General features: G+C 68.6%; 19 protein-coding genes and 1 pseudogene. 10 read left to right on the forward strand and 10 right to left on the reverse strand.

Translation table 11 applies throughout. The features are described from left to right. Positions 1–72 precede the first annotated feature (72 nt). Positions 73–1,106 (forward strand): annotated as a pseudogene (locus PHLH3_RS01750) (diguanylate cyclase). Here PHLH3_RS01750 and PHLH3_RS01755 read toward each other — a convergent pair. Next, positions 1,103–1,849, reverse strand: a complete 747-nt coding sequence (locus PHLH3_RS01755; RefSeq protein ID WP_173175173.1) for an NRDE family protein — start codon at positions 1,847–1,849, stop codon at positions 1,103–1,105. The pseudogene PHLH3_RS01750 and the gene PHLH3_RS01755 sit on opposite strands and share 4 nt — an antisense overlap. Before the next feature lie 118 nt (positions 1,850–1,967). On the opposite strand from PHLH3_RS01755, the gene PHLH3_RS01760 reads away from it, so the two are divergent. The 3 genes from PHLH3_RS01760 to PHLH3_RS01770 are packed head-to-tail and all read left to right on the forward strand — an operon-like array spanning position 1,968 to position 4,351. Continuing rightward, complete coding sequence (locus PHLH3_RS01760; RefSeq protein ID WP_173175165.1) at positions 1,968–2,750, forward strand: sulfite exporter TauE/SafE family protein; 783 nt, start codon at positions 1,968–1,970, stop codon at positions 2,748–2,750. Positions 2,751–2,759: 9 nt separating this feature from the next. Then, positions 2,760–3,560 carry a prolipoprotein diacylglyceryl transferase gene (gene lgt, locus PHLH3_RS01765; protein ID WP_173175163.1) on the forward strand — a complete coding sequence of 267 codons (801 nt, stop codon included), beginning with the start codon at positions 2,760–2,762 and terminating at the stop codon, positions 3,558–3,560. Next, positions 3,557–4,351 (forward strand): thymidylate synthase, encoded by a 795-nt coding sequence (locus PHLH3_RS01770; RefSeq protein ID WP_213627852.1) that lies wholly within the window; start codon positions 3,557–3,559, stop codon positions 4,349–4,351. Before lgt ends, PHLH3_RS01770 begins: the two co-directional genes overlap by 4 nt. 150 nt (positions 4,352–4,501) lie before the next feature. On the opposite strand, the gene PHLH3_RS01775 is transcribed toward PHLH3_RS01770, so the two are convergent. From PHLH3_RS01775 to PHLH3_RS01785, 3 genes are all read right to left on the reverse strand, one after another. Continuing rightward, complete coding sequence (locus PHLH3_RS01775) at positions 4,502–5,869, reverse strand: GTPase/DUF3482 domain-containing protein (protein WP_213627854.1); 1,368 nt, start codon at positions 5,867–5,869, stop codon at positions 4,502–4,504. Then, the gene (locus PHLH3_RS01780; protein WP_213627856.1) at positions 5,862–7,250 is read right to left on the reverse strand and encodes a DUF2868 domain-containing protein; all 1,389 of its coding nucleotides are present in this window, start codon (positions 7,248–7,250) and stop codon (positions 5,862–5,864) included. The genes PHLH3_RS01775 and PHLH3_RS01780 overlap by 8 nt, the downstream gene beginning before the upstream one ends. Positions 7,251–7,346: 96 nt before the next feature. Further along, entirely contained in the window at positions 7,347–8,498 is a 1,152-nt protein-coding gene (locus tag PHLH3_RS01785) for a glycerophosphodiester phosphodiesterase (protein WP_213627858.1), read from the reverse strand. 157 nt (positions 8,499–8,655) lie between these two features. On the opposite strand from PHLH3_RS01785, the gene PHLH3_RS01790 reads away from it, so the two are divergent. Beyond that, positions 8,656–9,168, forward strand: a complete 513-nt coding sequence (locus PHLH3_RS01790; RefSeq protein ID WP_173175153.1) for a dihydrofolate reductase — start codon at positions 8,656–8,658, stop codon at positions 9,166–9,168. Positions 9,169–9,256: 88 nt separating this feature from the next. Here the strand turns inward: PHLH3_RS01790 and PHLH3_RS01795 are convergent, their stop codons facing one another. From PHLH3_RS01795 to PHLH3_RS01820, 6 genes are all read right to left on the reverse strand, one after another. Continuing rightward, the gene (locus PHLH3_RS01795; protein WP_244863047.1) at positions 9,257–9,715 is read right to left on the reverse strand and encodes a metallophosphoesterase family protein; all 459 of its coding nucleotides are present in this window, start codon (positions 9,713–9,715) and stop codon (positions 9,257–9,259) included. 43 nt (positions 9,716–9,758) lie between these two features. Next, on the reverse strand, positions 9,759–11,138 hold the full coding sequence (locus PHLH3_RS01800; protein ID WP_213627862.1) for a uracil-xanthine permease family protein: 1,380 nt from the start codon (positions 11,136–11,138) through the stop codon (positions 9,759–9,761). Positions 11,139–11,478: 340 nt separating this feature from the next. Further along, positions 11,479–13,320, reverse strand: a complete 1,842-nt coding sequence (gene ilvD, locus PHLH3_RS01805) for a dihydroxy-acid dehydratase (RefSeq protein WP_213627864.1) — start codon at positions 13,318–13,320, stop codon at positions 11,479–11,481. A gap of 245 nt (positions 13,321–13,565) precedes the next feature. Then, complete coding sequence (locus tag PHLH3_RS01810; protein WP_213627867.1) at positions 13,566–15,596, reverse strand: hemopexin repeat-containing protein; 2,031 nt, start codon at positions 15,594–15,596, stop codon at positions 13,566–13,568. A 190-nt stretch (positions 15,597–15,786) separates the two neighbouring features. After that, entirely contained in the window at positions 15,787–16,983 is a 1,197-nt protein-coding gene (locus PHLH3_RS01815; RefSeq protein ID WP_213627869.1) for a class I SAM-dependent rRNA methyltransferase, read from the reverse strand. Between the two features lie 75 nt (positions 16,984–17,058). After that, a complete protein-coding gene (locus tag PHLH3_RS01820; protein WP_213627871.1) occupies positions 17,059–17,598 on the reverse strand; it encodes a type 1 glutamine amidotransferase domain-containing protein in 540 nt (179 codons plus the stop codon). Between the two features lie 189 nt (positions 17,599–17,787). On the opposite strand from PHLH3_RS01820, the gene PHLH3_RS01825 reads away from it, so the two are divergent. The 5 genes from PHLH3_RS01825 to PHLH3_RS01845 all read left to right on the forward strand — a co-directional run bounded on the left by PHLH3_RS01825 (position 17,788) and on the right by PHLH3_RS01845 (position 22,429). After that, the gene (locus tag PHLH3_RS01825) at positions 17,788–18,600 is read left to right on the forward strand and encodes an HDOD domain-containing protein (RefSeq protein ID WP_213630383.1); all 813 of its coding nucleotides are present in this window, start codon (positions 17,788–17,790) and stop codon (positions 18,598–18,600) included. A 30-nt stretch (positions 18,601–18,630) separates the two neighbouring features. Next, positions 18,631–19,443 (forward strand): bifunctional DNA-formamidopyrimidine glycosylase/DNA-(apurinic or apyrimidinic site) lyase, encoded by an 813-nt coding sequence (gene mutM / locus PHLH3_RS01830; protein ID WP_213627873.1) that lies wholly within the window; start codon positions 18,631–18,633, stop codon positions 19,441–19,443. 50 nt (positions 19,444–19,493) lie between these two features. Further along, complete coding sequence (locus tag PHLH3_RS01835) at positions 19,494–20,072, forward strand: lysophospholipid acyltransferase family protein (RefSeq protein ID WP_213627875.1); 579 nt, start codon at positions 19,494–19,496, stop codon at positions 20,070–20,072. A 77-nt stretch (positions 20,073–20,149) separates the two neighbouring features. Next, positions 20,150–20,488, forward strand: coding sequence for a multidrug transporter (locus PHLH3_RS01840; protein ID WP_173175126.1), 339 nt, complete (start codon positions 20,150–20,152; stop codon positions 20,486–20,488). A gap of 111 nt (positions 20,489–20,599) precedes the next feature. Continuing rightward, positions 20,600–22,429, forward strand: a complete 1,830-nt coding sequence (locus tag PHLH3_RS01845) for a Na/Pi symporter (RefSeq protein ID WP_244862969.1) — start codon at positions 20,600–20,602, stop codon at positions 22,427–22,429. Positions 22,430–22,434 lie beyond the last annotated feature (5 nt).

Here is a 22,434-nt window from a genome sequence, read left to right on the forward strand (position 1 = left end):
CCCCCGCCGGCGGTCGCGTCCAGCCCAACCAGATGCCATGGGCCTGCGCTGGCATCGCCGGAAAGGTGGCTTATGGACGAGCTGGCATCCGAAGAACATCCCTACGGCACGACCCGCGAAGAAATAGAGCGGACCCTCCGCCACGCCCTGGAGATCGTCAGCGACGGCATCTGGGACTGGAACATGATCACCCACCATGTGCACCGCAGCCCCGGCTGGTACGCCATGCTCGGCTTCCCCCGCGACGGCCTGCCGGAGGACGTGGACACCTGGAAGAGCGTGATCCATCCCGATGACTTCGACGGCGTGATGCAGGGCTTCCAGGCCTACCTCGACGGCCACCGCGCCGAATACGCCGAGGAGTACCGTTGCCTCTGCCAGGACGGCAGCTACCTGTGGATAAGCGATCACGGCCGTTTCGTCGAGTTCGACGACCAGGGCCGGCCGACGCGGATGATCGGCGCCCATCGCAACATCCACGAGCGCAAGCTTGCCGAGCTGGCGCTGCAGCAGCGCAACGAGGAGCTGCAGCACATCAACCGTGATCTCGAGGTCCTGATCGAACTGCGCACCGAGGCCCTGGCCGAGGCCAATCGTGCGCTCGCGGACCAGGTCAGGGCCGCGATGCAGCTGGCCGAGACCGACCCGCTCACCTCGGTGTTCAACCGTCGCAAGTTCCAGGCCTGCCTGGAGCACGAGTGGCAGCGCTTCGTGCGCCATGGTCACCCCACCGGCCTGCTGATGTTCGACCTCGATCACTTCAAGCGCATCAACGACAGCCTGGGCCATGCCGTCGGCGACCAGGTGCTGGTGGCGGTCACCGCCTGCCTGGGCGCGGTGCTGCGCGAGGAGGATTGCCTGGCCCGCTGGGGCGGCGAGGAATTCATCGTGCTGTTGCCGGACACCGGCCCCGAAGCCCTGTTGCTGCTGGCCCAGCGGCTGCACGCACGGGTGCCGGAAGCCTGCCCGCAGTTGCCCTGGCGGCTCACGGCCAGTTTCGCGGTGGCCGGCATGCAGCCGGGGAGAGCGTCGAGGCGCTGTTGCGGCGCCTCGACGAGGGGCTCTACCGCGCCAAGGAACGGCGCGACTGCATCGAGCGCTGCTAGAGCTGAAGCGCCACATCCCCCAGGTGCCCGCCGTGGGGGCCGTAGCTGCGCTCCACCAGCTCGCGGCGCCCATCGGCATGGACGATCAGCGCGGTGCTGGCGCGGGTGCCGTAGGTGCGGGTGGCGATGAACACCGGTGAAAGCATGCGCTCGGTGTTCAGGCCCACACCGGTGTCGGGGAGGATCGCGTCCGGCGCGGCCTCGGGGTCGTGCATCAGGTTGAGCAGGGTGTCGGTGTTGACCTGTTCCAGGCATTCGGCGAGCGCCGCCTTGGCTCGCTCGACCTTCGGCCAGGGCGTGTCCAGGTCGGCGTTGGACAGCCCGTAGATGCCGGCGGCCAGCCTTCTCGGGCCGCCGCTGCGGGGGTTGAGGAAGCACAGCTCGCGGGCATCGCCCACCAGCAGATTGAAGCCGGCGTAGTCACCGGCGCGGCGCTGCGCGTCGGCGAGGAACTCGCCCGGGCCCATCTCGCCGCTGAGGAACTGCACGCACAGCTCGCCACGGGAGCGGCCCACCGGCGGCAGGCGCGGGTCGCGGATATTGGTCAGCGCGGCGAAGCGGCCATCCGGGCCGAGGCCCAGCCAGGTCCCCCCGGCTTCGAGGTCGCGTCCTGCGTACAGCCCCGGCGCGTCTTTCCATGCGGCCAGTGGCTGGGTGGGGCGGGCGTAGAACTCATCACGGTTTGCGGCGAGCACCAGGGGAGTCTGGTGACCCGGTCGCCAGGCGAATGCGATCAGGCACATCTGGAGTGGTCTCCTTGTTTGTCGGCGAGTCTAGCAGCCCGCTGCAGGACATCCATCGTCCCGATTGGAGCGCGACGCGGGCTTCCGTTACCATGCCGCTTTGCTCTCGGGGGTGTCGATGGAATTCCTGCTGTACCTGGTACTCGGCGCCTGCGCCGGCGTGCTCGCGGGGCTGTTCGGCGTCGGTGGCGGCATGATCATCGTGCCGGTTCTGGTGCTCAGCTTCACCGCCCAGGGATTCGACCCCAGCGTCCTCACCCACCTCGCCGTGGGCACCTCGCTGGCGACCATCATCTTCACGTCGGTCAACGCCGTGCGCGAGCACCATCGCAAGGGCGCCGTGCGCTGGCACATCTTCGCCTGGATGACCCTCGGCATCCTCCTCGGCGCCGCGCTGGGTTCGCTCACCGCCAAGGCGATCCAGGGGCCCATGCTGCAGAAGATCATCGGCTGTTTCGCCATCCTGGTTTCCATCCAGATGGCCCTGGACCTCAGGCCCAAGGCCAGCCGCGAGGTGCCCGGCAAACCCGGGCTGACCGGCGCCGGCGTCTTCATCGGCTGGGCCTCGGCGATCTTCGGCATCGGCGGCGGCTCGCTGACCGTGCCCTTCCTCACCTGGCGCAGCGTGCCCATGCAGCAGGCGGTAGCGACCTCCTCCGCCTGCGGGCTGCCCATCGCCCTGGCCAGTGCACTGTCGTTCATGGTGCTGGGCTGGAACGAGCCGCACCTGCCGCAGTGGAGCCTCGGCTTCGTCTATCTCCCCGCGCTGGCCGGCATCGCGCTGACCAGCATGTTCTTCGCCCGCTTCGGCGCGCGCCTGGCCCATCGCCTGTCGCCGCGTCTGCTCAAGCGCCTGTTCGCCCTGCTGCTGTTCGCGGTCGGGCTGAGTTTTCTGATCTAAGGAGTCGTGATGCTGGCTTATCCCCAGATCGATCCGGTGGCCCTGAGCCTCGGACCCCTGAAAATCCACTGGTACGGGTTGATGTACCTGATCGGCATCGGCGGTGCCTGGTGGCTGGCCTCGCGCCGGCTCAAGGCCTTCGACCCGACCTGGACCCGCGAGAAGCTCTCCGACCTGGTGTTCTGGGTCGCCCTCGGCGTGATCGCCGGCGGGCGCCTGGGCTACGTGCTGTTCTACGACCTGCCGGCCTACGTCGCCAACCCGCTGCTGATCCTCGAGGTGTGGAAGGGCGGCATGTCGTTCCACGGCGGTCTGATCGGCGTGATGCTGGCGACCCTGTGGTTCGGCCGGCGCAACGGCAAGAGCTTCTTCCAGCTGATGGACTTCATCGCCCCGCTGGTGCCGATCGGCCTGGGTGCCGGGCGCATCGGCAACTTCATCAACTCCGAACTCTGGGGCAAGGTCACCGACGTGCCCTGGGCGATGATCTTCCCCAACGGCGGCCCGCTGCCGCGCCACCCGTCGCAGCTGTACCAGTTCGCCCTGGAGGGCGTGGCGCTGTTCGCCATCCTCTGGTTCTACTCGCGCAAGCCGCGCCCGACCATGGCCGTTTCCGGCATGTTCGCGCTGTGCTACGGCATCTTCCGCTTCATCGTCGAGTTCGTCCGCGTGCCGGACGCCCAGCTCGGCTACCTAGCCTTCGGCTGGCTGACCATGGGCCAGGTCCTCTGCGTGCCGATGATCCTCGGCGGCATCGGCCTGATCGTCTGGGCCTACCGCCGCCAGCCCGTCCAAGGAGTCGCTTCGTGAAACAGTACCTCGACCTGATGCGCCTGGTGCGCGAGACCGGCACCTTCAAGAGCGACCGCACCGGCACCGGCACCTACAGCGTGTTCGGCCACCAGATGCGCTTCGACCTGGCCGACGGCTTCCCCTTGGTGACCACCAAGAAGTGCCACCTGAAATCCATCATTCACGAGCTGCTGTGGTTCCTGCAGGGCGACACCAACATCCGCTACCTGAAGGAAAACGGCGTCTCCATCTGGGACGAATGGGCCGACGAGAACGGCGACCTGGGCCCGGTCTACGGCTACCAGTGGCGCAGCTGGCCGGCGCCCAACGGCGAGTCGATCGACCAGATCGCCAAGCTGATCGAGATGATCCACAAGAATCCTGACTCGCGCCGCCTGATCGTCTCCGCCTGGAACCCGGCCCTGGTCGACCAGATGGCCCTGCCGCCCTGCCACGCGCTGTTCCAGTTCTACGTGGCCGACGGCAAGCTCAGCTGCCAGCTGTACCAGCGCTCGGCGGACATCTTCCTCGGCGTGCCCTTCAACATCGCCAGCTACGCCCTGCTGACGCTGATGGTGGCGCAGGTCTGCGGCCTGGCGCCCGGCGACTTCGTCTGGACCGGCGGCGACTGCCACCTCTACGCCAACCACATCGAGCAGGCCGACCTGCAGCTCACCCGCGAGCCGCTGCCGCTGCCGACCATGAAGCTCAATCCCGAGGTGAAGGACCTGCTGGCCTTCAAGTTCGAGGACTTCGAGCTGGTGGGCTACCAGGCGCACCCGCACATCAAGGCCCCGGTCGCGGTCTGACCCGCCCGCGCTTCCACAGGCACGGCTCCCTGGCTGGGAGCCCGCCTTGTGGGAGCGAATTCATTCGCGAAAGGGCACCCCGGGCTGGTACGAACAGGCTCGTGTAGGGGCGAATTCATTCGCCCAGGGCGGCGCAGCCGCCTCTCTCCATCACCCCAGCTCCGCCGCCAGCGCCTTCACCTGTTCCTGCCGCTCCGCCTGCTCCAGCTCCGCCCCGGGGTTCAGCGATGACCATTCCGGGTGCGCCCGCGCCTTGCCCAGGGCCGGGGGCAGCTTGCCCTGGCGCCATTGCTTCTCGTCCGGTGCCGCGACCCTTATGGCGTCTACGGCGGCGTGCCCGCGTGCGTCCAGGGCCTGCAGCAGCTGGCGCTGGCGCAGGGCGAGCAGGCGCAGGATGGCATCGTCCACGGTCAGCTCGCGCTGGCCCCTGATCTTGCCCAGCAGGCGTTCGCCGTAGTGGCCGACGGTCTGCCAGGCACCGCCGGCGATGGCGCCCAGGGCTGCCGCCGCGCCCAGGGTCAGGCCGCCCACCAGCAGGTCGACGCCGGCGCCGGCGGCCGCCCCCGCCGCCATGCCGCCCCCCAGGCGCACGCCGAGCTGCTTGAGGGTCTCGGGGTTGAACAGGTCGTCGCCCCAGCGCCCATCCAGCAAAGGGAGGTCTCCGGCGGCGGCATCTTCCGGGCGGAAGGCGTGCAGGCGCAGCAGGGCGTCGACGCAGGCCTGCTCGCGGGCGCGTACCTGCTGGCGCAGGGCCTCGGTGGCACGGGCCAGGCTGGCCTCGTCGGCCGCCACGCTGCGCCGGCAGGCGGCGACATCCAGCAGCAACTCGGCGATCAGTCGCGCCCCGGCCCGCTGGCGCAGGCCGCGCTGGGCCTCGTGGTCCTCGATCAGCCGTTGCAGTTGTGGCCGTGCCCGTTCCAGCAGCAGGGCCAGGCTCTCGTAGAGGCGGCGCTCGCCATCCAGCGGCGGCGCCACGCTGTCGAAGCGCACCAGCGCATGCAGGCCCAGGCGGGCCAGGGCTTCGCGCCATTCGGCCTCGCGGTGGTCGTCGACCGCGACGAAATTCAGCACCGGCAGCAGCGGCCGGCCGCACATGGCCAGCACCGCCAGCTCGTCGCGGTACTTGGCCAGCACCGGCTCGCGGGCGTCGATCACGTAGAGGCCGGCGTCGGAGGCCAGCAGCTGGCGCAGCACCTTGGCCTCCTGCTCGAAGCGCTGGCGCGCCTCGCTGCCGTCGAGGAAGCGTGCCAGCCGCGCCGGGCCGTCTAGGCGCTCGCCGGGGCGCTCCAGGCGTTCGAGGTAATCCAGCAGCGCGATGGCGTCTTCCAGGCCGGGGGTGTCGTAGAGCTCCAGCAGCGGCTGGCCGTCCACCGACAGGCGCGCGCCCTCGACATGGCGGGTGGTGCTGGGGCGGTGGGACACCTCGCCGAAGCCGCGGTCGCGCAGCAGGGTGCGCAGCAGCGAGGTCTTGCCGACGTTGGTGTGGCCGACCACGGCCAGTTTCAGTGCGTCAGTCATGGCCCTTCTCCAGCCAGGCGAGGGGCGAGCTGTCGGCATGCTCCAGCTCCAGGCGCGAGAGGGCCTGGTGCCATTCGCCCAGGCGCAGGCTGTCCAGCGCCGCGCCCGGTGGGGCCGGCAGCAGCCAGATGCGCGTGGCGGCGGCGCAGCGCGCCAGTTCGCCGATCAGCGCCAGGGTGCCGCGGTCCGGCGAGCGGCGCGGGTCGCAGGCGATGGCCAGGCGTTGCGGGGGGAAGCGGGTGAGCTGCTCCAGCAGGCGCTGGCGTTGCTCGCGGCTGTCGAGGATGCCGGCATCGCCCACGCCGCGCGGCAGGCTGGGCGGCCAGGGGCGGCTGTCGTCCAGCTCGATGGCCACCAGCAACGCACCACTGCCGCTCTCCGGCAGGGCGGATGTCGTTCCGGGCGGCGAAAGGCCCGGATCGGCATCCAGCACGCCGAGGCGTTCGCTGGCCGGCTGCAAGCGCTCGCGCAGCAGGCCGTAGCCGGGCAGGGTGAGGTCCAGGTCGAGCCGCTCGCGGCCGCTGCGCCAGCGCCACAGGCACAGCGCCGTCAGCAGCAGGCGGGGCAGCAGGCCGTAGACCAGGGTCACCCCCAGCAGCCAGCCGGACCAGGCCTGGCGCGCATCGGCGGCGGCCACCACGTCGCTGCTGGCGCGGATGGTGCCGGCGTCCGGCAGGGCGAAGCCGAGCAGGGCGGGCAGGGCGCCCAGGGCCTGGGTCAGGGTGACGAAGGTATCGCTGCCGAGGATGGTGGTTTCCCAGACGAAGCCGTAGCGCCGGGTGGCCAGCAGTGCCAGCAGGCACAGCAGGGCGGTGCCCAGGCTGAGGCTCCAGAGCCCGTTGACCAGTGTGCCCAGCCCCCAGCGGGCGAGGCGGCGGCGTTGCAGCAGCACCATCAGTGCCGGGCCCAGCTGCGCGGCGGCGGCATCCCGGGCGAGCTTGGTGCTGAGCCACCACCAGAGGCGGCCGAGGATGCTGGAGTGGCCGCCGAAGACCAGCCCCAACAACCAGCCGAGCAGCATCAGCAGGTGCAGGCCGAGCAGGCTGCCCAGGGCCCAGAACACATTGACCGGGCGCTGGCCGTCGCCCAGGGCGGCCACCGCCAGCGTGGCGCCGGTGGCAAGCGCCACCAGCAGCAGCGCGGCGAATGCCAGGCGTGCACCTTGCAGCCAGTGCAGCAGGGCAGCCAGTTGGCCGTCGCGTTCGGCGAGCCACAGGGCGCGGGTCTGGATGCGCTGGGCGAGGTCGCCGCCGGCGGCATTGGCGCGGCGGTTGGCTTCGCCGTCCTCCAGGGGGCCGGCATGTTCTTCGCGCAGGCGCACGGCTTCGGTCAGCCAGAGGCGTTGCAGGGGAGTGAGGTTGGGCGGCGGGCTCTCGGTCACGCGGGTTCTCTTCCGGTGGGACGAGGCAGAAGCATAACCGCTGAACGGCAGGAGGGTGGAACCCCGGCCGCTGGGCCGGGGCGTCGCTGGGGGCGGTCAGGGGGCGGCCCGTTGCGCCCTCACGCGCACGGCGATGTCCGGCTGGTCGATGAACAGGCCGTCGATGCCGGCATCGAGAAAGGCGTTGATCTCCGCCTCGATGTCGCCGCGCACCTGCGGGTCGCTGCCGTTGCGCAGGTTGGCGGGGAGGAAGGCGTTCTCCGCGCGGAAGGTGTAGGGGTGCACCTTGAGCCCGGCGGCGTGGGCATCGGCGACGAAGCGCGTGGGCTGGCCCAGGTTGCCGGCGGCATCGCGGGGGATCACGTAGCTCTTGTCCGGGCCCACGCCGGCGGCGTAGCGGGCCACGGCCTTGAGGCCGGCGGCGCTGGCCATCCGGGCGTAGGTCAGGCCGCTGCCCAGCACCTGCTGGTCATAGGGCTGGCCGGCGCCGTAGAGCTGGATCAGGCGGATGCTGCTCTGCCGGGCGATGCGCTGCAGGTTGTCCACCTCGAAGGACTGGATGTACACCGCCGAGCGGCGGTCGGTGTAGCCGTTGCGCTGCAGGGTGCGCAGCAGCGGCTTCTCCATGGCCAGGCCGAGCTGCTGGAAGTGGGTCGGGTGTTTGGTCTCGATGTACAGGCCGATACGGCGCTGCTGGCTGAGTTGCAGGCTTTTCACCAGGTCGATGATCTCCTGCAGCGTGGGGATCTCGAAGGCGCCGTCCAGACGCGCATTGCCCGGGCGTACCTGGGGGATGCGCTCGATGGCCTTGAGGGTCTTCAGCTCGGCCAGGGTGAAATCCTCGCTGAACCAGCCGGTGAGCGGTACGCCGTCGACGTTCCGGGTGCGCTTGCGGTCGGCGAACTCGGGGTGCTTGCCGACGTCGGTGGTCAGTCCCAGCTCGTTGTCGTGGCGGGCCACCAGCTGGCCGTCGCGGGTCATCACCAGGTCGGGCTCGACGAAGTCGGCGCCCTGCAGGGCGGCCAGGGCGTAGGAGGCCAGGGTGTGCTCCGGCACGTAGCCGCTGGCGCCGCGATGGCCGACCACCAGCGGCTTGCCCTCGCCCTGGGCGTGGCCCTGGGTGGCGCGGGGCTGCTGGGCGGCCCAGTCGATGGCGGATTGCACCGGGTCCGGTGCGGCGAACGAACAGAGGGGCAACGTCAGGCTGCAGACCGCCAGCCAATGCCGCAGGGTAGAAGTGGATGCCATGGGGCGTCTCCTTGCGGTGGGGAAAGCGCAAGCCTGCCGCAGGATAGATGACGGTTTGTGGTGCGCCGCGCGGCAAGTGTTGCCGGGCGTGACCGACACGACAGGCAGAAAGAAAGGCCGGCTGGCCTGGCTGCCGTGCTCTGGTATTCTCGCCGCCATGAAAAAGACCCTGCCCCTCGCCCTCATCGCCGCCCTCGCGCAGAACCGCGTGATCGGCCGCGACAACCAACTGCCCTGGCACCTGCCGGCGGACCTCAAGCACTTCAAGGCCCTGACCCTGGGCAAGCCGATCATCATGGGTCGCAAGACCTGGGATTCCCTCGGCCGCCCGCTGCCGGGTCGCCTCAACCTGGTGGTCAGCCGCCAGGCCGGCCTGCAGCTGGAGGGCGCCGAGGTGTTCGCCAGCCTGGAAGACGCCGTGGCCCGCGCCGAAGCCTGGGCCCGTGAGGAAGACGCCGAGGAAGTGATGCTGATCGGCGGTGCCCAGCTCTACACCCAGGGCCTGGAGCATGGCGATCGCCTGTACCTGACCCGCGTGGAACTGGCCCCGGAAGGCGATGCCTTCTTCCCCGAGGTGCCGGATGCCGATTGGCACCTGGCCTCCAGCATCGAGCACGAGGCCAGCGACACCACTCCCGCCTATGCCTTCCAGGTGTGGGAGCGGCGCTGAGCCGGCGGGAACATCCTTGGTGGACGTAAAAAGCGACGTCCACCCTACGCCCGGATCAACCCCGTAGGCGGGCCGGGCGAGACCCCGTTCAGACTTCCAGCTCGCGCAGCTCCGCGCGGATTCGCCCGTCCTCGATCAGCAGCAACCCCACCGATATCGGCAGCTTGAAGCGCCGTGGCCCGGCGCTGCCCGGGTTGATGTGGAGGATGCCGTCGCGGCGGGCGATCAATGGCTTGTGGGAGTGGCCGGTGATGATGGCGTCGACGCCGCGCGTGGCGAGGTCGGCGGGGATGTCCGCCTGGTCGTGGATCAGGTAGAGGCAGGTGCCGCCGGAGCGCAGGGTGGCGTCGTGAGGGATGCGTTGCGCCCAGTGCTCGGTGTCGTTGTTGCCGCGTACCACGGTCAAGGGTGCCAGGCGGCGCAGGGCGTCGAGGATCTCGGGCTTGCCGATGTCGCCGGCATGCAGGATGTGGTCGCAGCCTTCCAGGGCCGCCAGGGCCTGGGGCCGGAGCAGGCCGTGGGTGTCGGCGATCAGGCCGATGCGCAGGGTCATGGAAGGGGCCTCGTGGGAATGCGAGGCCCATTCTGCATCACTGGGGCGTGCGCGGGGATTCCGGCAGGAACCAGTTCAGCAGCAGTGCGCAGATGCCACCGGTGGCGACACCGGATTCCAGCACGTTGCGCAGCGCCGCCGGCATGTGCGCGAGGAACTCGGGCACCTGCGACACGCCCAGGCCCAGGGCCAGGGACACGGCGATGATCAGCAGCGCGCGGCGGTCCAGCTCGATGCCGGCAAGGATGTTGATGCCCGAGGCGGCCACCGCGCCGAACATCACCATGGCCGCGCCGCCGAGCACCGGCTCGGGCACGGCCTGGATCACGCCGGCCACCGCCGGGAACAGGCCGAGGATCACCAGTACCACGGCGATCCACAGGCCGACGTGGCGGCTGGCGATGCCGGTGAGCTGGATCACGCCGTTGTTCTGCGCGAACACCGAACTGGGGAAGGTGTTGAACACGCCGGCCAGCAGCGAGTTGGCGCCGTTCACCAGCACGCCGCCCTTGATGCGCTGCATCCACAGCGGGCCTTCCACCGGCTGGCGCGAGACCTTGCTGGTGGCGGTGACGTCGCCGATGGCTTCCAGCGAGGTGACCAGGTAGATCACCAGCATCGGGACGAACAGGCTCCATGAGAAGCCGAGGCCGAAGTGCAGCGGCATCGGCACCTGGAACAGTTCGGCCTGGTGCATGCCGGTGAAGTCCAGGCGGCCCAGGTAGCCGGCCAGGAGGTAACCCACGGCCAGGGCGATGACGATGGCGCAGCTGCGCATCCACACCACGGGGATGCGGTTGAGTACGACGATGATCGCCAGCACGGTGCCGGACAGCAGCAGGTTCTCGCCGTTGGCGAAGGTGCCGTTGGCCATGGCGCCGAAGCCGCCGCCCATGCTGATCAGGCCGACCTTGATCAGGGTCAGGCCGATCATCAGCACCACGATGCCGGTCACCAGCGGGGTGATCAGGCGTTTGACGAAGGGCAGGATGCGCGAGATGCCCATCTCCACGAAGGAGCCGGCGATCACCACGCCGAAGATGGCGGCCATCACCGCTTCCACCGGGGTGCCCTGCTTGACCATCAGCGCGCCGCCGGCGATCAGCGGGCCGACGAAGTTGAAGCTGGTGCCCTGGACGATCAGCAGCCCGGCGCCGAATGGGCCGAAGCGCTTGCACTGGACGAAGGTGGCGATGCCCGAGATCACCAGCGACATGGAGACGATCAGGTTGGTGTCGCGCGCCGAGACGCCGATGGCCTGGCAGATCAGCAGGCCGGGCGTGACGATGGGCACGATGATCGCCAGCAGGTGCTGCAGCGCGGCGAGCAGCGCCACCAGCGGGCGCGGCTTGTCGTCGAGGCCGTAGACCAGCTCGTTGCGGGACTCGGGGGCGGAGGGGTTTTCCAGTGTGGTCATGGTGGGGGCCGGCGAAAAAGCGGCGATTCTACCTGAATGGTCAAGTGCGGCGAGGGGCGTTGAGCGCTTCGTAGGAGCGAGCTCTGCTCGCGAATCGCCTGCTGCGGACGCGTTTGTGTAGGGGCGAATTCGTTCGCCCGCTTCTGGCCTCGCATGGGGCCGCTGCGCGGCCTTGGGCGACTGAAGTCGCCCCTACAGGTATACCGGGATGTGTTGTGCTGGTCAGCGATGGGTTTCGCTGCGCTCTACGCCATCCTACGGGGCGTGCGGGGCGTAGATACAGCCGACGAGCGCCCAATAAAAAGCCCGGCACGAGGCCGGGCTTTTCTATTCGCAGCGCTTACAGGTCTTCCAGCATCGCCTTGTTGCGCACGGCGCCCTTGTCGGCGCTGGTGGCGAGCAGGGCGTAGGCCTTGAGGGCGGTGGTCACCTTGCGCGCGCGGGGGGCGGCGGGCTTCCAGCCTTTCTTGTCCTGCGCGGCGCGGCGGGTGGCCAGCTCTTCATCGGAGACCAGCAGGTTGATGCTGCGGTTGGGGATGTCGATCAGCACCTTGTCGCCGTCCTGCACCAGGCCGATGGCGCCACCGGCGGCGGCTTCCGGGGACGCGTGGCCGATGGACAGGCCCGAGGTGCCGCCGGAGAAGCGGCCGTCGGTGAGCAGGGCGCATTGCTTGCCCAGGCCCTTGGACTTCAGGTAGCTGGTGGGGTACAGCATTTCCTGCATGCCCGGGCCGCCTTTCGGGCCCTCGTAGCGGATGATGACGATGTCGCCGGCCTTCACTTCGTCGGCGAGGATGCCCTTCACGGCGCTGTCCTGGCTTTCGAAGATCTTCGCGGTGCCTTCGAACACGTGGATGGACTCGTCCACGCCGGCGGTCTTCACCACGCAGCCGTCGAGGGCGATGTTGCCGTAGAGCACAGCCAGGCCGCCTTCCTGGGAGTAGGCGTGCTCGACGCTGCGGATGCAGCCTTCGGCGCGGTCGTCGTCCAGGGTGTCCCAGCGGGTGCTCTGGCTGAAGGCGACCTGGGTCGGGATGCCGGCCGGGCCCGCCTTGAAGAAGGTGTGGACCTTCTCGTCATCGGTCTGGGTGATGTCCCACTGGGCGATGGCATCGGCCATGCTCGGGCTGTGCACGGTGGGCACGTCGGTGTGCAGCAGGCCGCCACGGGCCAGCTCGCCGAGGATGCTGAAGATGCCGCCGGCGCGGTGCACGTCTTCCATGTGGTACTTCTGGATGTTCGGCGCCACCTTGCACAGCTGCGGCACCTTGCGCGACAGGCGATCGATGTCGCGCAGGTCGAAGGCGATCTCCGCCTCCTGGGCGGCGGCCAGCAGGTGCAGGATGGTGTTGGTGGAACCGCCCATGGCGATGTCCAGGGTCATGGCGTTCTCGAAGGCCTTGAAGCTGGCGACGTTGCGCGGCAGCACGGACTCGTCGCCCTCGCCGTAGTAGCGCTGGCACAGCTCGACGGCCAGGCGGCCGGCACGCAGGAACAGCTGCTCGCGATCGCTGTGGGTGGCCAGGGTGGAGCCGTTGCCGGGCAGCGACAGGCCCAGGGCCTCGGTCAGGCAGTTCATCGAGTTGGCGGTGAACATGCCGGAGCAGGAACCGCAGGTGGGGCAGGCGCTGCGCTCGTACTCGGCGACCTTCTCGTCGGAGCAGGAGTCGTCGGCGGCCACCACCATGGCGTCCACCAGGTCCAGGCCGTGGTTGGCCAGCTTGGTCTTGCCGGCTTCCATCGGGCCGCCGGAGACGAACACCACGGGGATGTTCAGGCGCAGGGCGGCCATCAGCATGCCGGGGGTGATCTTGTCGCAGTTGGAGATGCAGACGATGGCGTCGGCGCAGTGGGCGTTGACCATGTATTCCACGGAGTCGGCGATGATCTCGCGGCTCGGCAGGGAATAGAGCATGCCGTCGTGGCCCATGGCGATGCCGTCGTCGACGGCGATGGTGTTGAATTCCTTGGCCACGCCACCATGCTTCTCGATCTCGCGGGCGACCAGCTGGCCCAGGTCCTTCAGGTGCACGTGGCCGGGCACGAACTGGGTGAAGGAGTTGGCGATGGCGATGATCGGCTTCTTGAAGTCTTCGTCCTTCATCCCGGTGGCGCGCCAGAGGGCACGGGCGCCGGCCATGTTGCGGCCGTGGGTGGAGGTCTTCGAGCGGTAATCGGGCATGTCTTCTGTCCTGCAGGCTGATCAGGTTATAGGTCGTATCGTGAGCGCGGTGGGTGCCGTTGGCAAACGGATGTGGTCGTCGCGTCCGGAGGTGGCGTGAGGGCATCGCGGGATCACCGCGCGCTCGGCCGGGGCTCACTGGCCCGCCTGAGGGTGTGGCAGGGAAGCGGGGATTCTAATCCCAGGTGCGCTCCGGGCGGAAGGCCGGGGGCCGAGCGGTCGGCGCGCACCTGGGTGACGAGCGGTCAGTCGACGCGGAAGTTCAGCTCATCGGCGAAGGGGAAACCCGCGCCGCTGCCCTTCTCGAAGCGCAGCTCGACCTCGACCGACGTGGCCCCGGCCGGCACCGTGCCGTAGAGGTTGCGCGCCAGGGCCTGGCCGTTGCGCTCGGCGGCGCCCAGGGAGGGCGTGGCGAAGGCGCTGCCGGCCTCGACGAAGCCATCGAGCCCCGGCCAGGTGGCACCATCCACCGGGCGTGGGTAGCCGCTCTCGGCCTTGTCGGTGATCAGGTTGTAGCGCACGTACTCGCCGCCGTTGAACAGGTAGGCGATGGATGCGTTGCGCTTGACCGCCGCGTCCAGGCCCAGGGGCCACTGCTGCACGCCCGACCAGGTGGCGCCGGAGAGGTCCAGCGGGTAGTTCTTGTCCGCCTTGTCGCCGGTGGTCAGGTTGTAGCGGATGTACTGGCTGCCCTTGAAGAAGTAGAGCCTGGAGCCGCTGACTTCGAGCACGTCGTCGATGTCGCGGGCGCCGCCGGTGAAGCGCTCCAGGCCCGCCCAGTTGCTGGCGATGGGCTTGGGGTAGCCGGGGTCGACGCGGTCGCTGGCGATGTCGAAGCGCACGTACTGGGTGCCCTTGAAGAAGTACACCTTGCCGTTGCCGGCGTTGAAGCCGGCGTCGATGTCCCGCGCGCCGCCCTCGAAGCCTTCGAAGCCCATCCAGTTGCCGGCTATGGGCTGTGGATAACCGGCGTCGACCTTGTCGTCGCGGTAGTTGTAGCGGTAGTAGCGGTCGCCGGCGAAGAAGTAGCCGGTGTCGTCGTTCCAGTACACCGAGCTGCGCTTCTCGGCGGTGTGGAAGCGCACCAGCACGCGGGCGTCATGGCTGCTGCCGGCGCTGGCGCCGAGCAGGGCGTCGAGCTGGAAGGGGCGACCGGCGGCTTCGGGCGGCAGCGCGATGCGCTGGGTCAGCGAGCCCTTGCCCTGGCCGACGAAGAGTTGGCCCTGGCCGGCCGGCAGTTCGCTGCGGGCGCCGTAGCGCATCACCGTCTGCAGGCCGCCCTTGGTCCAGCCGGCGATGTCCGGGTCGTAGGCCAGGTCGGTATGGGCCGCGCCGTACTCGGCGCCGGGGTTGGCCAGGAGGTTCTGGCCGAAGGCGAAGGTGCGCGGCACGGGGTGCAGGCGCGAGCGGCCGTCCAGGGCCAGGCCCTGGGTGGAGACGCCCAGGTGCTCGAACAGGGTGGGCACCACGTCCACCTGGCGCAGCGGCGTGGCCAGTCGGTTACGGCCGAGGGCGGGGATGCCGGCGCCACTCATCACCACGGCCACCTTGCGATGCTCGGGGCGGTTGGCGCCGTGACCGGTGCTGGTGCCGCCGTGGTCGGTGCTGACCACGATCAGCCAGTTCTCCTGGGCGTAGGTCGGGCGCGACTTGATCGCTTGCAGCAGCCGGCCGAGGGCGGCGTCGGCCTGGCCCATGGCCTGGACGTATTGCGGGGTATCGGAATGGAAGCCATGGCTGTGGCCGGCTTCGTCGACGCCGTAGTAGTACGCGCTGAGCACATCGAGGTCGGCGCGGTTGCGCAGCCAGTCCTCGGCCTGGGCGATGAGAACCGGGTCGTTGGCCTCGGGGCCGTCGAACCTGAGGTCGGCCTGGGGCTTCATCTGCGCGTACAGCGGCGACCAGTTGTAGGCGTAGGCGGTGACCAGCTGGGGCTTGCGCTGCTCCAGCAGGGTGAGGAAGTGCGGGTACTGGGCGTAGTTCTGCCCGGTGAAGTTGTTGTCGCGCACGCCGTGCTTGTCGCGCTCGACGCCCATGAACAGGGTCGACCAGCCCGGGCCGCTCATGGAGGTGTCCGGCGACCAGCCGCCGTCGGTGTACACGCCGCTGGCGATCAGCTGTTCGAGGTTGACCATGTTGCCGGCGGGAATGGCATCGGCCTTGAAGCCGTCGATGCCGAAGAACAGCACCTTGTTGGCCCCGGCCTGGGCCTGCAAGGCGAGCAGCGAGGCGGTTGCGAAGGCGAGCAGGCGCCCCGCGCGTTTCATCGTTGTCATGACGCATCCTTGATTGTTGTGGTTGCAGCGATGCGATGCAGACGGCTGGCTTGCCTCGCGGTGGTCTATACCAGCGTGGCCGGATTGCGGGGGAATGACAGCGAAGCGGGAGGGGATGAAATTTTGGTGAAGGGAATGCGGCAGGCGGATGACGACGCCCCGGCACACGGGCCGGGGCGTGGTCGGATCATCAGCTGTTGGGCAGCAGGCGGCAGGTAATGCTCTTGATGTAGCGGGTTTCCGGGATGGCCGGGTGCACCGGGTGGTCCGGGCCCTGGCCGCCGCGTTCCAGCAACTGGATGTTGCGGTCCAGGTGGCGGGCGCTGCCGAGCAGGATGTTCTGCAGGTCGTCCTCGGGCAGGTGCATGGAGCAGGAGGCGCTGACCAGGATGCCGTCCTTGTTGAGCAGGCGCATGGCCTGTTCGTTGAGGCGGCGGTAGGCGGCCTCGCCGTTCTTCAGGTCCTTCTTGCGCTTGATGAAGGCGGGCGGGTCGGCCACGACCACGTCGAAGCGTTCTTCGGCGGCCTTCAGCTCCTTCAGGGCTTCGAAGACATCGCCTTCCACGCAGGTGACCTGCTCCGCCACGCCGTTGAGGGTGGCGTTGCGCTCGACGCCGTCGAGGGCGAAACCGGAGGCATCGACGCAGAACACTTCGCTGGCGCCGAAGGCCGCGGCCTGCACGCCCCAGCCGCCGATGTAGCTGAACAGGTCGAGCACGCGCTTGCCTTTGACATAGGGCGCCAGGCGCGCGCGGTTCATGCGGTGGTCGTAGAACCAGCCGGTCTTCTGGCCTTCCAGCACAGGGGCTTCGAATTTCACGCCGTTCTCTTCCAGGGCGACCCACTCGGGCACCACGCCGAAAGCGGTGTCGACGTAGCGCTCCAGGCCCTCGGCGTCACGGGCGGCGGAGTCGTTCTTCCACAGCACGCCACGGGGCTTGAGCACCTGCACCAGGGCATCCAGCACAGCGTCCCTGTTGCGCTCCATGGCGGCGGAGGCCAGCTGCACCACGACGTGATCGCCGAAACGGTCCACCACCAGGCCCGGCAGCAGGTCGGAGTCGCCGTATACGAGGCGGTAGAAGGGCTTGTCGAACAGGCGCTCGCGCAGGCTCAGGGCGACGTTGAGGCGGTGCACCAGCAGGGATTTGTCCAGCACGTGCTTGACGTCGCGGGACACCAGGCGGGCGCAGATCAGGTTGTTCGGGCTCAGCGCGACCACGCCCAGGGGCTTGCCGCCAGCGGCTTCGAGGATGGCCTGGTCGCCGGGCTGGAAGGCGTTCAGCGGAGTGGCGACCACGTCGATCTCGTTGCTGTAGACCCACAGGTGGCCGGCGCGCAGGCGTCGATCGGCGTTGGCTTTGAGGCGCAGGCTGGGCAGGGACATGGGTCGCTCTCCGGAAAAAGAGCGGGATTATAACCGAAGGCGCCCGCCGATCCTGCTACCGGCGGGCGCTCGTGCTCAGGCCGCGAGGGCCTCGATCAGCTTGCGGTTGAAGGCCGGGAGGTCGTCGGGCTTGCGGCTGCTGATCAGTTTGCCGTCGACCACCACTTCCTCGTCCACCCAGTTGGCACCGGCGTTCTTCAGGTCGTCGGTGAGGGAGGGCCAACTGGTCAGGGTCTTGCCCTTGACCAGGTCGGCGCTGGCCAGCAGCCAGGCGCCATGGCAGATCACAGCAATGGGCTTGTTGGCGCGAGCGGCGTCGCGCACCAGTTCCTGGGCCATTTCGTCCAGGCGGATGGTGTCGGCGTTGACCACGCCGCCGGGCAGCACCAGGGCGTCGTAGTCGTCGATGCGGGCGGTGTCGAAGGTGCGGTCGACGGCGAAGCTGTCGGCCGGGGTGGTGTGGTTCCAGCCGGTGACCTTGCCGGTGCTGGCGGACACGATCTCGGCGATGGCGCCGGCGTCTTCGAGGGCCTTCTTCGGCCCGGTCAGCTCGACCTGCTCGAATCCGTCGGTCACCAGCAGGGCCACGCGCTTGCCCTTGATGGACTGGCTCATTGGGGGTCTCCCGTCGTTGTGGGGTGTTCAGTTTCCGAGCCGACCGTTAGGCGAAAGTTCAGGTAAATCGATGGCCTCTTCACCAGCGGCTGGAGTTAGACTGTCACCCCAACTCCCCGCCTCAGTCTCGCTGTCATGGCCCAAGAACTCTCTGCAGAACAGATTCGCCATTTCCTCCAGGGCATCAGCGTGCCGCCCCAGCCGCAGATCATGGTCGACCTGCAGATGGAGCAGGTCATGCCCAGCCCGGACCTGCGCACCATCGCCAAGCTCATCAGCCAGGACCCGGGCCTGTCGGGCGCACTGCTGAAGATCGTCAACTCGCCGTTCTACGGGCTGACCAACCGCATCGCCTCGATCCAGCAGGCGGTCAACCTGCTGGGCTGCAACACGGTGATCAACCTGATCAACGCGCAGTCGATCAAGGGCGAGATGACCGACGAGACCATCGTCACCCTCAACCGTTTCTGGGACACCGCCCAGGACGTGGCCATGACCTGCCTGACCCTGGCCAAGCGCATCGGCCACCAGCAGGCGGACGAGGCCTACGCGCTGGGGCTGTTCCACAACTGCGGCATCCCGCTGATGCTCAAGCGCTTCCCGGACTACATGACGGTGCTGGAGGAGGCCTATGCCAGTGCCAACGCCGAGCGCCGCATCGTCGACACCGAGAACCGCCTGCTCAATACCAACCACGCGGTGGTGGGCTACTTCACCGCGCGCTCCTGGCGCCTGCCGGAGCACCTCTGCGAAGCCATCGCCAACCACCACAACGCGCTGTCGATCTTCAGCGACGACTCCGGGCGCGATGCGCCGCTGAAGACGCTGCTGGCGATCCTGAAGATGGCCGAGCACGTCTGCGCCTCGCACCTGGTGCTGGGCAACCAGGCCGATGACCACGAGTGGAACAGCGTCAGGGCGCTGGTGCTCGACTACGTCGGCCTCTCGGAGTACGACTTCGAGAACCTCAAGGAAAGCATTCGCGAACTGGGCGCCAACTGATCGCCCGCAACGCTGCACGTCGAGACATCCATGCCTGAACTACCTGAAGTCGAAACCACGCGGCGGGGCATCGCGCCCTACCTCGAGGGCCAGCGCGTGAGCCGCGTGGTGGTGCGTGAGCGCCGCCTGCGCTGGCCCATCCCGGAGGACCTCGACGTGCGCCTGTCCGGCCAGCGTTTCGTGGTCGTCGAGCGCCGCGCCAAGTACCTGCTGCTGCAGGCCGAGGCGGGCACGCTGATCAGCCACCTGGGTATGTCCGGCAACCTGCGCCTGGTGGAGACGGGGACGCTGGCGGCCAAGCACGAGCATGTGGATATCGAGCTGGAGTCGGGCCTGGCGCTGCGCTACACCGATCCGCGGCGCTTCGGCGCGCTGCTATGGAGCCCGGATCCGCACAACCACGAATTGCTGCGCAACCTCGGCCCCGAGCCGCTGACGGACCTGTTCGACGGTGACCGCCTGTACCAGCTCTCCCGCGGGCGCAGCATGGCGGTCAAGCCGTTCATCATGGACAACGCCGTAGTGGTGGGCGTGGGCAACATCTACGCCACCGAGGCGCTGTTCGCCGCCGGCATCGACCCGCGCCGCGAGGCGGGCAGCGTGTCGCGGGCGCGCTACCTGAGGCTCGCCGAGGAGATCAAGCGCATCCTCGCCCACGCCATCGAGCGCGGTGGCACCACGCTGCGCGACTTCGTCGGCGGCGACGGCCAGCCGGGTTATTTCCAGCAGGAGCTGTTCGCCTATGGGCGCGGCGGCGAGTTCTGCAAGGTCTGTGGTTCCACCCTGCGCGAGGTCAAGCTGGGGCAACGGGCGAGCGTCTACTGCCCGCGCTGCCAGCGTTAGCGGGGCGCACTCTCCCGTACCGTGCCGAGAACAATAAGAAGAGGTGAAGGATGTCCGGCAACTACCTGCCCCGCAACGCGGTTGCGGAGGCCATCGGCCATGGGGTCTTCCGGCTCCTGGGCTGGCGCATCGAGGGGCAGCTGCCGCCCCTCGACAAGTTCGTGGTGATCGGCGCGCACCACACGTCCAACTGGGATTTCGTGCTGTTCATCGCGGCCAAGTTCATCCTCCGCCTGAACGCCCGCTGGTTCGGCAAGCACAGCATCTTCCGCTGGCCGTTCGCCGGGCTGATGGAGCGCTGGGGCGGCATTCCCATCCAGCGCCACCTCAAGCTCAACCAGGTCGAGCAGGCCGTGCAGGCCTTCGCCGAGAACCGCGAATTCATCCTCGTGCTGTCGCCGGAAGGCACGCGCAAGCGGGTGGAGCGCTGGAAGATGGGCTTCTACCACATCGCCCGTGGCGCGCAGGTCCCGGTGGTGCCGGCGGCACTGGACTACCGCAACCGGCGCATCGTCATCGGCGAGCCGTTCTGGACCACCGGCGATGCCGCGGCCGATCTGCGCCGCCTGCTGGCGTTCTACCTGCCGTACGAGCCGAAAAAACCCGACTACGCTTTTAACGGCGATTGAAGGCCGTCACGCTGAAAAGCGCGCGGGCACTGTTATAGTTAGCCGCATTACTCCTCTAATAGCCGAAGGATTGCATCATGAACCTGTTCCGCACTTCCGCTGCTGTCTTGGCGCTGACCACTGGCCTCATGGCGCTGCAGGCGCAGGCTGAGGTGGTGCAGCAGAACGCCAGCGGCGACCCGATGTACACCGCCGACGCGCCGCCCGCCTATTCCATGGTCGGCGACCTGCTGATCGCCCGTCCGCTGCTCATCGGTGCGACCGTCGTCGGTGCCGGACTGTTCGTGGTGAGCCTGCCCTTCAGCGCCCTGGGCGGCAATGTCGGTGCCGCCGGCAAGGCCCTGGTAGTCGATCCGGGCAAGGAAGCCTTCGTGCGTTGCCTGGGCTGCACCAGCAGCGGTTACCAGAAAGACTGATCGCGCTATTCTCGGCTCCTCGAGCCGGAGACGGCCCCTTGCCCAGCGATGAGCAAGGGGCCGTTTGCATTTATGGCGCCCCGTTCGGCGCCTGCCAGGGAGGGGGATGAGGTGAAGGGTTTTCCAATTACCGCGCTGCTGGTGCTGGCGGCCGTCGGGCTTGCCGGCAGCTTCTGGATGAGTGCCGGCTGGCTGCAGCTTTGCGCGGGGCTGGCGCTGTTCCTCTTCGGCATGCAGTGCCTGGAGGAGGGGCTGCGTGACCTGGCCGGCGGCAAGCTCGAGCAGTTGCTGGGGCGTAGCACCTCGACGCCGTTCAAGGGCCTGATGTTCGGTGTCTGCGGGACGCTGCTGCTGCAGTCCAGCACCCTGGTTTCCCTGCTCACCATCGCCTTCATCAGTACCGGGCTGATCCAGCTGGCCGGCGGCATCGCCATCCTCTTCGGCGCCAACCTCGGGGCCACCAGCGGCATCTGGCTGCTGGCCATGGCTGGGCAGAACCTCAGCCTCAGCCCCATGGCCCTGCCGCTGCTGGTGTTCGGCGTGCTCGCCGGCTTCGTCGGCCCGCGCAGCAAGGCGGCCGGGCGCATCGTGCTGGGCATCGCCTTCATCTTCCTCGGCATCGACCAGATCAAGGATGGCTTCGCCAGCTTCGGCGGTGGCTTCGACATGAGCGGCCACCAGGTCGACGGGCTGGCCGGAAGCCTGATGTTCGCGGTCATCGGCCTGCTGGTCACCGTGGTGCTGCAATCGAGCCATGCGGCCCTGATGCTGACCCTCGCGGCCCTGGCCGGCGGCCAGCTGGAGCTGGGCCAGAGCCTGGCGATCGCCATCGGCTCCAACATTGGCAGCAGCGTCACCACCGCCTTCGTCGGCTCGCTCGGCGGCAACCGCAGCGGCCAGCGCCTGGCATTGGCCCATGTGCTGTTCAACGTCGTCACCGGCGTGCTCGCCTTCGCCCTGCTCGGCCCCCTGACCTGGCTGGTGCATGCCCTGGCGGAGCCGATGGGTCTGGGAGACAACCCGCTGATCCAGCTGGCGATGTTCCACACCCTGTTCAACGCGTTGGGCGTGATGCTGTTCTGGCCCGGGCAGGCGCTTCTTGCGACCCTGCTGGTGCGCTGGCTGCCCGAGCGCAGCGAGCCCCAGGTGCTGATCACCGAACTGGCGGTGGGGCCGGCGGAGCCGGAGCGGATCCGCGCGCGCTACCTCAGCGAACGCGCCCTGGATTCGGCCGACGCGGCTGCCAGTGCGGTGGTGCAGGAGCTGCGCCATCTCGGGCGCCTGAGCCTGGAGGTGATCTGCCATGCGCTGTTTTTGCCGGTGGACCTGCTGGGCAAGGACCGCCCCGACGAGGCCGCGTTGCAGGCACCGCCCGTGCGCCATCACCTGGATGCCGAGACGCTCTACCAGCGCCACATCAAGGGTGTGTACGGCGACCTGCTGAGCTTCATGGGGCGCCTGGAGGTGACGCTGGACGAGGCGCACCAGCAGTTCTGGGTCAGCTGCCAGGTGGCGGCGCTGCAACTGGTGGATGCGGTGAAGGATGCCAAGCACCTGCAGAAGAACCTCGGCCATTACCTGGAGGGCGGGCCGTCGGCGACGCGGGATGCCTACGTGGAGCTGCGCCGCCACCTGCTGGCGACCCTGCACCAGGTGCGCGAGCTGAGCCGTTCGGAGCTGCCGGACGAAGTCTGGTCGCAGCACCTGCAATGGCTCGACGAGAAGGCCGCGGACTTCGACGGCGACTTCCGCAACCGCCTGTTCGCCGCGGTGCGCAGTGGCCAGCTGGATGGCCTGCAGATGAGTTCGCTGATGAACGACCTGGGCTATGCCAGCCGCATCATCCAGAGCCTGCGCAACGTGCTGATGATCGGCCAGGGCCAGGGGCTGTTCCGCAAGGGCGCGGCTATGGAAGACGAAGGGGTGATCGAGCTGCCCTGAGCCGC

The organism is Pseudomonas sp. Pc102 (genome assembly GCF_018408275.1).
Classification (GTDB): domain Bacteria; phylum Pseudomonadota; class Gammaproteobacteria; order Pseudomonadales; family Pseudomonadaceae; genus Metapseudomonas; species Metapseudomonas tohonis.